At 61.2% G+C, this 14,409-nt stretch carries 20 protein-coding genes; 4 read left to right on the top strand and 16 right to left on the bottom strand.

Features of this window, described 5'->3' with window-relative positions; genetic code table 11:
• Positions 1–134: 134 nt before the first annotated feature.
• On the top strand, positions 135–1,436 hold the full coding sequence (locus tag IEG05_RS20830) for an AAA family ATPase (protein WP_336509763.1): 1,302 nt from the start codon (positions 135–137) through the stop codon (positions 1,434–1,436).
• On the opposite strand, the gene IEG05_RS20825 is transcribed toward IEG05_RS20830, so the two are convergent.
• The 9 genes from IEG05_RS20825 to IEG05_RS20785 form a co-directional block, all read right to left on the bottom strand.
• Entirely contained in the window at positions 1,417–1,698 is a 282-nt protein-coding gene (locus IEG05_RS20825; RefSeq protein ID WP_046621448.1) for a hypothetical protein, read from the bottom strand. The two genes, IEG05_RS20830 and IEG05_RS20825, sit on opposite strands and share 20 nt — an antisense overlap.
• Positions 1,685–2,149 carry a putative molybdenum carrier protein gene (locus IEG05_RS20820; protein ID WP_224742933.1) on the bottom strand — a complete coding sequence of 155 codons (465 nt, stop codon included), beginning with the start codon at positions 2,147–2,149 and terminating at the stop codon, positions 1,685–1,687. Before IEG05_RS20820 ends, IEG05_RS20825 begins: the two co-directional genes overlap by 14 nt.
• An 11-nt stretch (positions 2,150–2,160) precedes the next feature.
• Positions 2,161–2,523, bottom strand: a complete 363-nt coding sequence (locus IEG05_RS23410; RefSeq protein ID WP_052742224.1) for a hypothetical protein — start codon at positions 2,521–2,523, stop codon at positions 2,161–2,163.
• 22 nt (positions 2,524–2,545) lie between these two features.
• A complete protein-coding gene (locus tag IEG05_RS20810) occupies positions 2,546–3,229 on the bottom strand; it encodes a GIY-YIG nuclease family protein (RefSeq protein ID WP_046621445.1) in 684 nt (227 codons plus the stop codon).
• The gene (locus tag IEG05_RS20805; RefSeq protein ID WP_042919638.1) at positions 3,226–3,945 is read right to left on the bottom strand and encodes a hypothetical protein; all 720 of its coding nucleotides are present in this window, start codon (positions 3,943–3,945) and stop codon (positions 3,226–3,228) included. The genes IEG05_RS20810 and IEG05_RS20805 overlap by 4 nt, the downstream gene beginning before the upstream one ends.
• A complete protein-coding gene (locus IEG05_RS20800) occupies positions 3,942–4,679 on the bottom strand; it encodes a hypothetical protein (protein WP_200899459.1) in 738 nt (245 codons plus the stop codon). The genes IEG05_RS20805 and IEG05_RS20800 overlap by 4 nt, the downstream gene beginning before the upstream one ends.
• A gap of 115 nt (positions 4,680–4,794) precedes the next feature.
• The gene (locus IEG05_RS20795; RefSeq protein WP_046621442.1) at positions 4,795–5,220 is read right to left on the bottom strand and encodes a hypothetical protein; all 426 of its coding nucleotides are present in this window, start codon (positions 5,218–5,220) and stop codon (positions 4,795–4,797) included.
• Complete coding sequence (locus tag IEG05_RS20790; protein WP_042919636.1) at positions 5,217–5,861, bottom strand: hypothetical protein; 645 nt, start codon at positions 5,859–5,861, stop codon at positions 5,217–5,219. The genes IEG05_RS20795 and IEG05_RS20790 overlap by 4 nt, the downstream gene beginning before the upstream one ends.
• Positions 5,862–5,878: 17 nt before the next feature.
• A complete protein-coding gene (locus IEG05_RS20785; RefSeq protein ID WP_042919635.1) occupies positions 5,879–6,535 on the bottom strand; it encodes a hypothetical protein in 657 nt (218 codons plus the stop codon).
• 143 nt (positions 6,536–6,678) lie between these two features.
• On the opposite strand from IEG05_RS20785, the gene IEG05_RS20780 reads away from it, so the two are divergent.
• The 3 genes from IEG05_RS20780 to IEG05_RS20770 are packed head-to-tail and all read left to right on the top strand — an operon-like array spanning position 6,679 to position 8,594.
• Complete coding sequence (locus IEG05_RS20780; protein ID WP_017936955.1) at positions 6,679–6,918, top strand: helix-turn-helix domain-containing protein; 240 nt, start codon at positions 6,679–6,681, stop codon at positions 6,916–6,918.
• A 42-nt stretch (positions 6,919–6,960) separates the two neighbouring features.
• Positions 6,961–7,374, top strand: a complete 414-nt coding sequence (locus IEG05_RS20775) for a helix-turn-helix domain-containing protein (protein WP_224742932.1) — start codon at positions 6,961–6,963, stop codon at positions 7,372–7,374.
• Positions 7,371–8,594, top strand: a complete 1,224-nt coding sequence (locus IEG05_RS20770) for a type II toxin-antitoxin system HipA family toxin (RefSeq protein WP_042919634.1) — start codon at positions 7,371–7,373, stop codon at positions 8,592–8,594. The genes IEG05_RS20775 and IEG05_RS20770 overlap by 4 nt, the downstream gene beginning before the upstream one ends.
• Before the next feature lie 233 nt (positions 8,595–8,827).
• On the opposite strand, the gene IEG05_RS20765 is transcribed toward IEG05_RS20770, so the two are convergent.
• The 7 genes from IEG05_RS20765 to IEG05_RS20735 form a co-directional block, all read right to left on the bottom strand.
• Positions 8,828–9,025, bottom strand: a complete 198-nt coding sequence (locus IEG05_RS20765) for a hypothetical protein (protein ID WP_042919633.1) — start codon at positions 9,023–9,025, stop codon at positions 8,828–8,830.
• Between the two features lie 105 nt (positions 9,026–9,130).
• Positions 9,131–10,138, bottom strand: coding sequence for a branched-chain amino acid ABC transporter permease (locus IEG05_RS20760; protein WP_046621438.1), 1,008 nt, complete (start codon positions 10,136–10,138; stop codon positions 9,131–9,133).
• Positions 10,139–10,140: 2 nt separating this feature from the next.
• Entirely contained in the window at positions 10,141–11,028 is an 888-nt protein-coding gene (locus IEG05_RS20755) for a branched-chain amino acid ABC transporter permease (protein WP_046621435.1), read from the bottom strand.
• 69 nt (positions 11,029–11,097) lie between these two features.
• The gene (locus tag IEG05_RS20750; protein ID WP_191122674.1) at positions 11,098–12,315 is read right to left on the bottom strand and encodes an ABC transporter substrate-binding protein; all 1,218 of its coding nucleotides are present in this window, start codon (positions 12,313–12,315) and stop codon (positions 11,098–11,100) included.
• Between the two features lie 76 nt (positions 12,316–12,391).
• A complete protein-coding gene (locus IEG05_RS20745) occupies positions 12,392–13,108 on the bottom strand; it encodes an ABC transporter ATP-binding protein (RefSeq protein WP_023446998.1) in 717 nt (238 codons plus the stop codon).
• Complete coding sequence (locus IEG05_RS20740) at positions 13,105–13,881, bottom strand: ABC transporter ATP-binding protein (protein ID WP_191122673.1); 777 nt, start codon at positions 13,879–13,881, stop codon at positions 13,105–13,107. Before IEG05_RS20740 ends, IEG05_RS20745 begins: the two co-directional genes overlap by 4 nt.
• 298 nt (positions 13,882–14,179) lie before the next feature.
• A partial coding sequence (locus IEG05_RS20735; protein WP_191122672.1) for an OprD family outer membrane porin occupies positions 14,180–14,409 on the bottom strand: 230 nt, incomplete at its 5' end.

The raw sequence follows: 14,409 nt of genomic DNA, 5'->3' as shown, positions 1-14,409 counted from the left end.
TGTTTGCCCAGGTGGAATACCTGCTGCCACCCGCAGTGGTCGCACGGAAGGGCTCACTGTCAGTGAGCTGCAACCGGGATCGCTTGGCCATTCATTACCAGCCGCCGCGACGCCACAGCGAACGTGCAGCAGCAGTGTTCGATCTGATTGCCCAGACCAAGCACCTTTCGCTGCAAAAATGCCCCGTTTGCGGTGTACAGGTTGTCGGGGACGGCATCCGTCCGCAACGCTGTCCGCAACACGACGGCATCCAAGGATTGTTTGCCGAAGAAGTGCGCCGCAGCCGCCAGCTCATCGTCGAACAGGGGGTACAGCAGGTGGTGCACGATCTGGGTAAGGTGACGACTGAAGATGTACGCGCCGCCATGGCTGTTGAGGATGAGCCCGTCCCGAGTGAAGCCAAACCGGAACAGGTTCAGGAGCAGCCGACAGAAACCGCTAAATCAATACTCTTGCCGAGCATCGTCTTTCTCGATGAAGCCGGGCTGGAGACGTTCGTGGATCGCCACCGACCGAAAGGCGACGACAAGTTCAAGCGCGCACAGGCGATGGCGGAGCGGATCAAGCGGGCGGGCCATGGTAGCCGCCAACTGGGCCTGCTGCCCCCGGACTGGAAAGCCCTTCTGGATGAGTTCGCGCAGGCCTTTCCAAACTTCCATGAACTGGCCGAGCTGATGCGTGATCACTTCGCCTTGTCCAGTCTGGGCGATGGCCGGGTGTCTTGGCCTGCCGTGTTGCTGGTCGGCCCGGCGGGCATCGGCAAAACCGAGGCGGCACGCTGGCTTGCCGATCAGCTCGTGCTACCGTTCCGGGTCTTCGACATAGCGAGTACGCAATCAAGTTCGCCGCTCGCCGGTTCCGAATCATTTTGGAGCAATTCCGAGCCAGGCCAGCTCTTTGAGCTGTTGGCCTACCAGCCACTGGCCAACCCGGTGGTGGTACTCGATGAACTGGACAAGGCCAGTAACGGCAGACCGCAATACGATCCGCTGGCAGCACTCTATACCTTGCTGGAACCGCGCAGTGCGCGGGATTTCATCGACTTGTCGATCCGCGACTTTGCCATTGACGCCAGTCATGTCAATTGGATGGCGACCGCGAATGAGCTGGAGGCGATTCCGGGGCCGCTACGCTCACGGCTGACGGTGTTGCACATTCAACCACCCAAGCCGGAGCAGGTCAGAAGCATCGCGCAGTCGATTTACAACCGACTCCGCGACGAGTCGAGCTGGGGCAAGGCCTTTGCCGAGCGACTGGATGATGATGTCCTGTCCCGTCTGCAAGCCTTGCCACCGCGCAGTGTGCGCCTGGTTCTGCAGCGGGCCTTGGGCTCGGCGGCTCGTGATGACCGAGGAGTCGTCCAGGTGCAAGACATCAGGCCGCTGGTCGATATCAGCCGCCGTGGCGTTGGCTTTGTCAGCGAGGGATGGAATTGAGGTTGGCGATCCAGGCCGCACCGGCGGCCAGCGCATCGGCCTCGCTGGAATAGGTTGTCGATGGGCCGCTGATGATGCAGGGCTCGGTTTCTCCGTCGCCTTCCACTGTCCATAGCTCCCAGGTTCCGTCATTTTTCCAGCTGGGGATGGCGGTGTAGGGTTTGTCTTTCAGCGCAGCCAGCGCGGCATCCACTTCGGGACGGATTTGCAACTCACCCGAGTAGATATAAGGTGTCGCGCAACGGGCATCAGATCGGCTCATGTTCCGTGCTCCAGAAAAGGCCCAGCAGCGTGCTCGCCTGCAGGTAAATACCGGGGTTGCGTGCTTCACTCGGGCCAGCAATGTTGAGAATAGCGATGGGATGGCTAACCAACCAGTCTTGCCATGCAGCCAACAGCTCTTCTGTAGGGGCATGCAAATCGCACAGTAGCAGCGGCTTGCCGTGTCCCGTCGCCAGGTCGCGAGTAAGCAGGCTGCCGCCTTCCAGCCTGCCTCGGTAAATGATCAGCGTTGCATCAGCGTCCCGAACATTGTGCTTGGTACGCTGGCGGTAGCCGCTGGATTCGGTCTCCACCAACTGGTAGCGAGCATCCAGGACGCCATCAGCGGCCCGTCGGCCTGCCGGGCAACAGCCGCCGTGCGGAATCTGCCGGGCAATGGCGAAATCCAGCGCTGCCCGGTCTACGCCGGTTTGGCCGCCGGAGATGATCATTAGAACGCCAATCAATCCAGACCCTTTGCTTCCCAGCCTTGGCTGGTCAGCTTGACGGCGTGCTTGGATTCCTTGTTGCCAACACCATCGAGAATGCCCTTGACCACCGGGAAAGCGGCTTGCACCTCGGGCTTCTTGGCCCAGTCGGCAAGGTTGTTGACCTTATAGGTGTAGGTGATGCCTGCCTTCTGGTAACGGCTGGGATAGCCTCCCGACAGCAGTTGTACCGCCTTGCCCTCATCAACCAGCCGCTGCACCCAGCCATTTCCGCCGACACTGGTTTCCCAGTTCGCCAGCACCGCATCCCTTCGGCCAATGCCTGTATCCCGCTCCTCGGGGGTCTGGGCGGCAATGACGATCCACCATCCGATCATGTTTTCCTTCCTTCGTCTTCGATCACAACGGAGTTCGACTGGCAACAAACAACTCGACAGGCGTGATGCCACGCTCGACCAGTTCCAGCAGGGGGAGAGACGCGGCAAAGACTTCCATTGCAGGCCAGCGATTCGGCTGGCCTGTAGGGGTTTCTGGCTGCGGCAACCGTCCCCAGTTATGGGCATCGGGAGCCTCGAAGCCCGCCTCAACCGCCAATCTCAGCCAGTAGCCCTCAAATCGGGATGCATAACTCTGATCGCCATCAACCCATGAGAGAACGGTCGCACGAACCTCGGCCTGTTCGCGAACGGCCCACTCGAAGAGAGCGAACGAGGCATGGCCGGGGCGATGCCGACGCAGATGCTCGCGAAATCGACGTTTGAGATTGACCGTCTGCCCGATGTAGCAGGCTTTTCGCTCGCCATTCCGGCTATGCGCCGTCAGCGCGTAAATCCAGTATCCGCGTGAACGGATGACCGGGACGGCGCCCGTGTCAATCGAACATTCCGGCCTTGTAGGAAATGCGCCGCCGGCAAACGCGAAACGAATCCGGAATCGCTTCCCATCAGGCCCAAGCAACCCGATGTAATCACGCCCATTCCTTGTCACCGTCAGGCCGAGAGCTTCTGCACGCTCAAGCAGTTCTTGCTTCGTGTTGATTTGCCCAGAGGAGATGGCGGCTTGCAACGTGGCTTTCATCGTCATGAAACACTTGCGGCCTCGTTTTCATCGCCGTAGTAGCTTTCGCCTGCCGCTTGCTCGTTCCGCCAATAGCGGATCGTCTCGTCGATGCTTGCCCTGTCGTGAGCCTCGATTTCCTCCCAGACACCATGCTGCTTCCAGTCATCGAAGGTCTGCTCATGCAGTTTTTCCGCGACCTCGGCAAGAGCCATGTTCGGATCAAACAGCTCTTCGTGGTCGATGCCCGGATTGAACCAGTCGTCAGGGTCGTATCCATTGGGCAGATCGCAAAAGCGCCACCATCCGCGATAGGTCTCAGGCGTGCGGCGGGCGCAGTCGGCAAGATACTCGGCCTCATCCTTGTCCGACCATTTACCCCGTTCAATCCGTGAGTCACGGTAGGCATCACGGTCATGGAAGAAGCATTCGTGCATTCTGGGATCGTGTTTCGCCCAGTCGTAAAAGTCACAACCGATGCCCGACCGTCCCCACCGCATAACGGTTCGCACGACAGCAGACTTCGACGTGCCGAACACCCATTCGTATTCGCGCAAGAAGGTCTGTCCGCTGGTTACGCCTTTGCCCTCGCAGGCAAGTTCGAATTGGCCCTTGTGCTCTTCCCAGAATTGCTCAAGCTCATCGAGTGTCCGCAGGGTGGCAAACATGACGCCATCCTCAAGCAAGACGCGCTCGGGCAACTTGATGCCCACAGGCAACAGCGGCTTTTTCTTCGGCTTCATCGAACTGGCATCCCAAGTTGGGCAGAAGGGTAGTCAACGCTTGCCAGTGCCTCTTGCTCACGCACCAATGGCAGGTGATAACGCGGCACCGCCTCGGACGACACCCAGTCGGTTTCTCCAATCGCGAGGAAGCGGTCAATCGCAGCTTCGATAGCTGCTTGATTGATGACCTCCACATCCTGGACGATACGAAGGCCAATCCCGTAGGCGTAGCTCCAGTCGAGCTTGAACGATTCGTAGATCACAGGCGGCTCGTCGCGAATGATGGCTGTTTCCAGCAGGTCGATCTGCTCGGAGAGTGTCCGTCCGTCGAACTGTACGTACCGAACAGGTTCTCGCTTCACCATCCGATAGGTGAGAACCTTCCCCGTGCGCGAGACATCGGCTGGCTCGAAATCCAGCTTTGATTCCCTGTCCAGGTCGGCGTCTCCCAGTGCTGCGTAGGCCCGCGAGGACGCCTCGTTGTGCGCGGCATCCCAGAACGCTTGCCGTGCCGTCACGATCTCGGCGTTCCAGATCGTGAATCGATCCATGCCGGGGAAGTAAAAGTCGAACCATTGGTTGTACAGATCGGGGCGGCCCGGCTCGTTTAGCACAAGACGACTGGTGAATCGCCCGCCATATTCGGCGGCGTCGCGACGCATCTTGCCTTTGAGGCGGATGACCTCATCGCTTCGCTTATGCCGTGGCAAAGAGCTGAAGGGAGGGCGTTGCTTTCGATGACGCAGGCTCATGCATCCATTCCCACTGTTGCAACCCATCCAGTTTGGGTTCTCAGGCATGCAAAATCATTATGCTAATGTTGCAACGCAGAGTTGTCACTCATTAGCAATAGGCGCCTTTCAACAGCTATTGCCCCACATTCTGCCCCTGCCAGACCTCCGTGCAGCTCACTAAAACCTCTGCGCTGGGCTGATCTGCCGAGAGCTGGCCGATGCGCCCGCGCTGGCTGGCAAGCTTCAGTTGCTTGCGCACCTGTTCCAGGCTGCGCTTTTCGATCACTGCGGTATAGCTCGCACCCAATTCACCATCCGGATCGATGAACAGCTCGATCCGCTTCACCGGAAGGCCGAACACCGAGAAGCTGCGTGCCGGTGCAAGCAACCAACTGCCGGGGGCATTGGGCGCAATGTCATCCAGCGCGTGCATCGGCAAGGTTTGACGGCACTCCACGGCGGCGATGATGCTCGGCTCGATCTGCAACCAGCGGTTGGGGTCTGGGGTAGTGCCATCCATCAGCACCACCGGCATGGCCGCCAGCAGCAACGCTTTCATCCCTTGATGTTCCTGATCCAGAAGCGGCGGTCATCGACCGTGAAGTTGGGGTCGTAGCCGACCAGGGTCAGCAGCGAACCGACATAGTAAAGGCCGAACTGATTCATCAACCAACGCTCCATCGCGGGGTCGCCGGGCAACTTGCTGTACGGTGGGATCGGTCCATCGCTACGAACCTGACCGGTGGTTTTGCCGGAGATGGAAAAGCTCTTCCAGGTCAGTACGAAGTTGTTTGACTGTTTCGGCAGCTCCGGCGCGCAAAGCGACAGATTGCTGAAGCGCTCGGAGCGCTTGGCGTCGTACCAGAGCACTGCGTCAAAGCGAATGCAATCACTGGCTTTGAGCGTGAGGCTACGGGTCAGGGTCATCTGATCCGCCGGAATTTGCAGATTGCTGATCACCACCTTGGGCCACTCCGGGGCGCGACCGTCGGTAGACAGATTGTGGCGCAAGGCGTTATGCAGTGGAGTGCCCAGCAAGCTGTTGCGGGTTGCCGCGCTTGCGGGCGTAGCCGCTTGCGACAGACTGGTTCCAATGGAGTGTCCTAGTCCGTTCAGGGAATCCAGCGCCCCCTGCATGTCGGTTGTGGCACAACCCGTCAATACAAAAGGCAGAAGCAATAAGCTCCGGTAGTGTTTCATCGCAGTTCCTCGCGAGGTTATCCGTTGAAGAGGGTATTGAGCCGGGCGCACCAGGTTTCCGCCGCCCGACGGCTCATGGGAAAACTGAGCAGCGGTCGTTGCGGGTCGGCGGTTTGCAGCTCGATGGCGAAGTCCTTGGCGCGCACCGTGCGCTCGAAGGTCGGCACGCTCATGCCACTGGCGTTGACCTGACGGCTACCGCCGTTCATCTCCATGCTCTCGACCTCGCGCCAGGTCATCCGCCACCCAAGCAGCCAGGAGAAGTCGTGGATACGCCAGGCTTCATCCACGATTGAGCAGACAGCCAGTTTGCGATGCTGCCGGTCAAACACCAGAAAGGCCGGCGCGGGGTAGCCCAAGAGATGTCCAGCATCGAATGACAGCCCCTGCTGAGCGTTGAGCTTGGCTACAAGTGCCTGACAGCGGGCCTGCAAGCGCGCCAGAAAGCGGAAGGACAGCATGAAGATCGCCAGCGAAATCAGCAGATAGAGCATCAGCTCACTGGTCAACAGTCCCCAAAGCGATGTCTGTGACAGGCGCGCAGGCCCCACGCCGACCATCGCCAGTACAAGAATCAGCGTAAGAGCAGTGGCAGCAAGACCTGAAAGCCCAGCCACCGGAACTGCCAGCCCCGCAGCCGCCCCCATCCCAGCAGTCTTCCAGACGCTTGCCATACGTCATCACCTCCATGTTGTTACTCATAGAGGTCATTCTATGGCGCTTGAATTAAATTGTCACTTATAGTGCGGGCACCTATCGGGCGTAGCCCTATAGAGGGGGTACTCATAGAGTCATTTCTCTTTAAGAAGAGAGAAATATGGCCCTTGATCCCCGACTACGCTTCGGCTTGAAGCTGATAGAAATCAGAAAGACCAGAGGGTGGTCGCAAGAACGCCTGGCACTGGAAAGTGGCTTGGCGCGCAGCTATCTGGGGGGTGTTGAGCGTGGGCAACGCAACATCGCCTTACTCAACATCTTCAAGCTGGCCGAGGCGCTGGGGGTGGAGCCTTCAGTACTGCTGGAGGCGCCGGCTGCTGGACAGGAGCCAACTCCGTAACATCGTAGCGCTACGTTATCGTAGCGTTACGATGGTCTCCGCATGATCGCTCGCGGCAGCTATCGCAGCCATCTGCTTTCAAGAATAAGTAAAGCCCACTACAATGGCGTTTACGCAATTTTTTTCGCGTTAAGGGTCATAAAAGTGACTTTTCATCTCTCAACTCCCGCTGAGATCCTGCATGCGCTGGGTGTTCGTCTGCGCGAGCAGCGGCTTGCCCAATCGCTCACGCAGCGTGAACTGGCGCAAATGGCCGGACTGTCGCTGGGGGCGTTGCGCAAACTCGAAAGCGACGGCCAGTGCTCGCTGGAAACGCTGGTCCGCGTTGCGCAGGCACTTGGCTTGCTGGAGGCGCTGGACGATCTCTTTGTACTCAAACGGCAATCCATCGCCCAGATGGAGCAGGTGGACCTTGTGAGCCGCCGCCAGCGTGCGCCGCGTAAGAGAGCATCATGAAGCTGCTTACCGTGCATTATTGCGGCTGGGGAGAAGACTGGCCGTTGGGACGCCTGGCCGATGACGGTCAATCCCTGCTCTTCGAATATTCTCCCGAAGCCTTGTCTCAAGGCTTGGAACTGTCGCCCTTGCACCTCAAGCTGCGTGCGGATGCCTACGGAGGTTTTCCGATCCATTTGCATCGCCTTCCGGGCCTGATCGCCGACAGTCTGCCTGACGGCTGGGGTTTGCTGCTGATGGATCGGTTGTTTCGTCAACACGGCTTGCGCCATCCCGGGCCACTGGACCGGCTGGCCTTCATTGGTGAGCGCGCGATGGGCGCGTTGCGCTTCGTTCCGGCAAGCGACGCCGGCGCCCACGAGCCCGACTGGTCCTTGCTGGCGCTGGCCGAGCAAAGCCGTCTCGCGCTCGCGGGCGAGGCGGGGGCAGCCCTGCGCGAGCTCGCGCTCACCGGCGGCTCACCGCAAGGGGCTCGCCCCAAGGCCTTGGTGCAGTACGACGCAATGACCGGGCAAGTCAGCACCCGTCCGGATGCGCCCGGCAGTCCCTGGCTGGTCAAGTTCCCGGCGCAGAACGAACACAAAGAGGTTTGCGTCATCGAGCAGCTCTATGCCGAGTTGGCTCGGGATTGCGGACTGGATGTGCCCGAAAGTCGTTGGTTCGACCTTGGCCCCGAACTGGCCGCCTTCGGCGTCGCGCGCTTCGACCGGGAGGGAGGGCAACGCGTCCCGGTGCACAGTCTGGCTGGATTGTTGCAAGTGGATTTTCGCCTGCCCGGTGCCACCGACTATACCGCCTTCCTGCGGGCTACCCGTTTCCTGACGCGCGACGAGCGCGAAGTGGAGAAAGCCTACGCACGAGCCGTCTTCAATGTGCTTTTCCACAACCGTGACGACCATCCCAAGAATTTCGCGTGGCGTCTCGGGCCTGACCGGCGCTGGCGTCTGGCTCCGGCATTCGACCTGACCTTCAGCGAAGGCCCGATGGGCCAGCATCACCTGGACGTTTGCGGCGAAGGTGCTGCCATCGAACGCCGGCATTTATTGCGTCTGGCGGAGGAAGGTGGCGTCCCAAGGAAACGGGCGGAAGAGGTCATCGAACGGATGTTGCTGCAGGCAAGCTCATTAGGTGAGCGATTTGAGCGTGCTCCGATTAGGCAGATGTTGGCGCAGCAGATAACATCCACCATTGATGCCTGTCGCAGGCGCCTGGAAAGTTGAATCCGAGCCGGCGCAACGGCGCCAGATCAGGGTTGAACGTACTCAATGCTGAGTTTTTTGAGTACAATTTTGAGTACAAACATGAGTATATTTTTTAATGGAGCAGCATGGTGAACTGTTCATTCAATGACTTGCAGTCACAATCGCTGTTCAACGTCTGAGCCCGCTCGACGCTCGGCTGAAGGCCCCGACTCATCGGGGCCTTTTCGTTTCCGGCAGGCAAAGCTCTGGAGCTACAACGGTCCCGGATCGGGGATCGGCTCTGGTGGTGGAACGACTTTTTCCAGCTGCTCGAGCACCTCTTCCGGCAGCTCATCCGGGCCGTCCCGTTCGGTGTCGCTCTCGGCATCGTCCAGATCGTTGAGCGGCGATTCGTCGGCTCGCCACGGCCAGACGGGCTGCGAGGGATGGTGCGATTCGATACCAGGCATGACGGTGTCCTCTCGAGGGGTCTGCAGGTTAGGCACGCATCTAACCGCCGGGTTCGAAAGGCAAGGCACCGCCCGGCGCAATCCGGGCGGTGCCGCATTGAGCCGCTACTTGAAGTTGCGCTTCACCAGCCGCTCCAACCAGCCGACGATGCCGGAGCGGAACAGCAGCACGCAGAGCACGAAGATCACCCCGAGGATCACGTGCACCCATTCGCCCAGCGGCCCGTTGGACAGGTAGCTCTGCAACGTCACCACCACCGTGGCGCCGACCAGTGGGCCAAGGATGGTGCCGACCCCACCCAGCAGGGTCATCAGGATCACCTCGCCCGACATGTGCCAGTGCGCGTCGGTCAGCGAGGCCAGCTGGAACACCACGGTCTTGGTAGCGCCAGCCAGGCCGGCAAGCGCCGCGGAGATGACGAACGCCAGCAGCTTGTGCCGATCGACGTTGTAGCCCAGCGACACGGCGCGCGGCTCGTTCTCGCGAATCGCCTTGAGCACCTGGCCATAAGGCGAATGGATGGTGCGCTGGATGATGGCGAAGCCGAGCACGAACACCGCCAGTACGAAGTAGTACATGGCCATGTTGTTCTGCATGTCGACGAGGCCGAACAGGTGCCCGCGCGGCACGCCCTGCAGGCCGTTCTCGCCGCCGGTGAACGGCGCCTGGACGAAGACGAAGAACACCAGCTGCGCCAGCGCCAGGGTGATCATCGCGAAGTAGATGCCCTGCCGCCGGATGGCCAGCATGCCGAACAGCGCACCGAGCACCGTTGAGGCCAGGGTGCCGGCGAGGATGCCCAGCTCGGTGCTGAGCCCGCTGTAGCTGCTCAGCATGTAGCCGGTGATGTAGCCACCGGTAGCGAAGAACGCCGCATGGCCGAAGGACAGCAGCCCCGCGTAACCCAGCAGCAGGTTGAAGGCGCAGGCGAACAGGGCGAAGCACAGCAGCTTCATCAGGAACACCGGATACACCGCCAGCGGCGCCAACAGCGCGATCACCAGCAGCACCGCATAGAAGATCTTCTGCCGCCGCGCGGCCGCATGCCTGCGCTCGCGTACCACACTGGCCTGCCGCAGCGATGCGGCCTGCACGTTTGCCGGATTCGTCATGCTCATGCCTCCTTACCAAAGAGTCCCGCAGGACGAATCAGCAGCACCGCCACCATGACCAGGAACACCACGGTATTGGCCGCTTCCGGATAGAAGACCTTGGTCAGCCCCTCGATCAGGCCCATGGCGATGCCGGTGACGATGGCGCCGAGGATCGAGCCCATGCCGCCGATCACCACCACGGCGAACACCACGATCAGCAGGTTCGAGCCCATGCCCGGCGTCACCGCGTAGATCGGCGCGGCCAGCACGCCGGCGAATGCCGCCAGGGCCACACCGTAGCCATAGGTCAGGGTCACCAGCAGCGGTACGTTGATGCCGAAGCCCTGCATCAGCTTGGGGTTCTCGGTGCCGGCGCGCAGGTAAGAACCGAGTCGCGTACGTTCGATCACGTACCAGGTCGCCAGGCAGACCACCAGCGCGGCGACGATCACCCAGGCGCGGTAAGTCGGCAGGAACATGAAGCCGAGGTTGAAGCCGCCGCGCAGCAGTTCCGGCATCGGGTAGGACGAGCCGGACACGCCGAACAGCTTGACGAAGCTGCCCTCGACGATCAGCGCCAGGCCGAAGGTCAGCAGCAGTCCGTAGAGGTGGTCCTCATTGGCGATGCGCCGCAGCAGCCCGCGCTCGATGGCCATGCCCAGGCAACCCACCACCAACGGCGCCAGCACCAGCGCGAACCAGTAGCTCACACCCAGGTAGTTCAGCCCGAGGAAGGCCACGAAGGCGCCCAGCATGTACTGCGCACCATGGGCGAAGTTGATGATGCGCAGCAGGCCGAAGATGATCGCCAGGCCCAGGCTCAGCAGTGCGTAGAACGCCCCGTTGATCAGGCCGAGCAGCAGCTGCCCGAGCAGTACGCTCAGGGGTACGCCGAATAGGAGAGTCATGGTTCACCACCCAAAGGAAGTCCGTGGCACCCGGCCGTTGCCGACCGGGTGATGGCGCGGATCAGCCGGTCAGTCCTTGGCGACCAGCTTGGTGCACTGGGTCTCGGCGATCGGCCGGTAGGCCTGCTCTCCCGGAATGGTGCTGACGATCTTGTACAGGTCCAACTCGCCGGTGGATTCGGCCGGTGTCTTGACCTGCACCAGGTACATGTCATGCACCATGCGGCCGTCCTCACGGATACGACCGTCCTTGGCGAACATGTCGTTGACCGGCGTCTTGGCCATCTGCGCACGCACTGCGACGGTCTCGTCGGTGCCGGCGGCCTTTACCGCGTTCAGATAATGCGTTGTGGCCGAATAGATGCCGGCGTGCACCATGCCCGGCATGCGCTTGGTGCGCTCGTAGTAGCGCTTGGCCCAGGCGCGGGTGTCGTCGTTCATGTCCCAGTACCAGCCGGTAGTCAGCATCAGGCCCTGGGTCACGTCCAGGCCCATGGCATGGATGTCGTTGAGGAACACCACCATGCCGGCGAGCTTCTGCCCGGACTGGGTGACGCCGAATTCGCTGGCGGTCTTCAGCGAGTTGACCGTATCGGCACCGGCGTTGGCCAGGGCGATCACCTCGGCTCCGGAGCCCTGCGCCTGCAGCATGTAGGAAGAGAAATCGTTGCTTGGGAACGGATGGCGGACCTTGCCGACGACGCTGCCGCCCTCGCCTTCCACCACCTTGGTGATGTCGTTTTCCATGGCGTGGCCGAAGGCATAGTCGGCGGTGAGGATGTACCAGCTCTTGCCCCCATCGGCGAGTACGGCCTTGGCCGTGCCATTGGCCAGCGCGTAGGTGTCGTAGGTCCAGTGGATGTGGTTGGGCGAGCAGAACTCGTTGGTGATGCTGGACGCCGCGGCACCGGAGATCAGCGCCAGCTTGCCGCCCTGCTCCACCACCTTGCTTGCGGCCAGCACCACGGAACTGGCGACCATGCCGGTCACCATGTCGACGTTGCGCTCGTCGATCCACTGGCGCACGGTATTGGCGCCGACGTCGGGTTTGTTCAGGTCGTCGGCATGGAAGACAACGATCTTCTTGCCGTCGACCTTGCCGCCGAAATCTTCCACCGCCATCTTCAACGCTTCCAGGCCGCCCGGGCCGGAGAGGTCGCGATAGGTGCCGGACATGTCGGCCAGGTAGCCGATGCGGATTTCGTCGTTGCTGATCTCGGCCTGGGCGGCCGAAGCGATCAGGGAAGAAGCCAGGATGGCGCTCGCGCTCTTGCGGAAAAAGCTCATGTATTCACCACTCTCGATTGTTTTTGTTGTGGTTCGGGCCGGCATCCACTGCGGCCGGTTTACAGCTTCCTGAGGTTCACACCCCGAGACAGGAATTGAGGAAGTCCTTCTTCGAATCCAGCTCGGCCGCCTCGATCTCCTCGATGATGCGGCCGTGCTCCATGACGTAATGGCGGTCGGCCAACGGCGCGGCAAAGCGGAAGTTCTGCTCCACCAGGACGATGGTCAGTCCGCGCTGCTTGAGCTTGATCAGTACCTCGCCAAGCTTCTGCACGATGACCGGCGCCAGGCCTTCGGTGATCTCGTCGAGCAGCAGCAGGTTGGCGCCGGTGCGCAGGATGCGCGCCATGGCCAGCATCTGCTGCTCGCCACCGGAGAGCCGCGTGCCCTGGCTGAAGCGACGTTCGTAGAGGTTGGGAAACATCTCGTAGAGCTCGTCCAGGCTCATGCCGCCGCTGCGCACCGTCGGCGGCAGCAACAGGTTCTCCTCGACGCTCAGGCTGGCGAAGATGCCGCGCTCTTCCGGGCAGTAGCCAACGCCCAGCCGCGGAATCTGGTGGGCCGGCATGCCGATGGTCTCGTTGCCGTTGACCACGATGGAGCCGGTGCGGCGACCGACCATGTTCATGATCGCGCGCAGCGTGGTGGAGCGCCCGGCGCCGTTGCGTCCGAGCAGGGTCACCAGCTCGCCGCGGCCGACCACCAGATCGACACCGTGCAGAATGTGCGACTCGCCGTAGAAGGCATGCAGATCGCTGACGCGCAGCTGATCGCGGTCCATGGGTGGATTCATGCGTGCGCCTCCTCGAGCGTTGCGGCTTCGCTGCCGAGATAGGCTTCGCGCACCTGCGGGTTGGCCGAAACGCTGTCGTAGTCGCCCTCGGCAAGCACCGAGCCGCGCGCCAGCACAGTGATGCGATCGCACAGCCGGCTGACCACGCTGAGGTTGTGCTCGACCATCAGCACCGTACGGTTGGCCGCGGCCTTGCGCACCAGCTCGACGACCATGTCGACGTCTTCGCTGCCCATGCCCTGGGTCGGTTCGTCGAGCAGCAGCACGAAGGGGTCGAGCGCCAGGGTGGTGGCCAGCTCCAGCGCACGCTTGCGGCCATAGGGCAGCTCGACCGCCAGGGTCTGGGCGAAGGATTGCAAGTCCACTTCAGCGAGCAGCTGCATCACCTGGTCGTCCAGCTCACGCAGGCTGCGTTCGGATTTCCAGAAGTGAAAGGAGTTGCCCATTTTCTGCTGCAGCGCGACACGCACGTTTTCCAGCACGCTCATGTGGCCGAACACTGCGGAAATCTGGAACGAGCGCACCAGGCCGAGCCGGGCGATCTCGTTGGCCTTCATCGAGGTGATGTTCTTGCCGCGATAGAGGATCTCGCCGCGGGTAGGCGTGAGGAATTTGGTGAGCAGATTGAATACGGTGGTCTTGCCGGCGCCATTGGGGCCGATAAGCGCATGGATGTGACCCTGACGGACCTTCAGATCGACGGAATCCACGGCGGTGAAGCCGCGGAATTCCTTGGTCAGGCCGCGCGTTTCCAGCACGAACTCTGGTTCCATGGGGTGCCCTCTAACCTTGATTGTTTTTGTTGGTTATGGCGCAGGTCGCCGCATGACCTTTACGTAAACGATAACAACCAGTTTCCGTATACGGCAAGTGGCTTTTTCAAACGGGTGATTGAGCGGTAAAGCGAGCAAATAAAAGGCAAAAGGCCAGTATTTGTCGCGCCGTTGAGGTAGTTGGTTTGCATCGGCGATGCAAACCGCGAGCGCCGAGAGAAGGCCCGGCCGACGCAGAAAAAGCCGGGCCTATGCGGCCCGGAAATTTCCAACGAGGAGGTTCACAGCGGTTTCGCGGTTACCACAACGGCAGGCTGTAGCTGACGATGAAGCGGTTCTCGTCCAGATCGCTCTGGAAGTTGCTTCGCGTGGTGGCGTTGCGCAGCTTGAGGCCAAGGTTTTTCAGCGGGCCGCTCTGGATGACGTAGGCGATGTCGGTGTTGCGCTCCCAGGTCTTGCCTTCGCTGGCGCCGGCGCCGCGGTCGACGTTATCGCCGGAGACGTAGCGGGTCATCAGGCTCAGCCCGG

This window comes from Stutzerimonas kunmingensis, assembly GCF_014764705.1.
In the GTDB taxonomy this organism is placed as follows: Bacteria; Pseudomonadota; Gammaproteobacteria; order Pseudomonadales; family Pseudomonadaceae; genus Stutzerimonas.
This window is presented reverse-complemented; position numbering and strand designations above follow the sequence as displayed.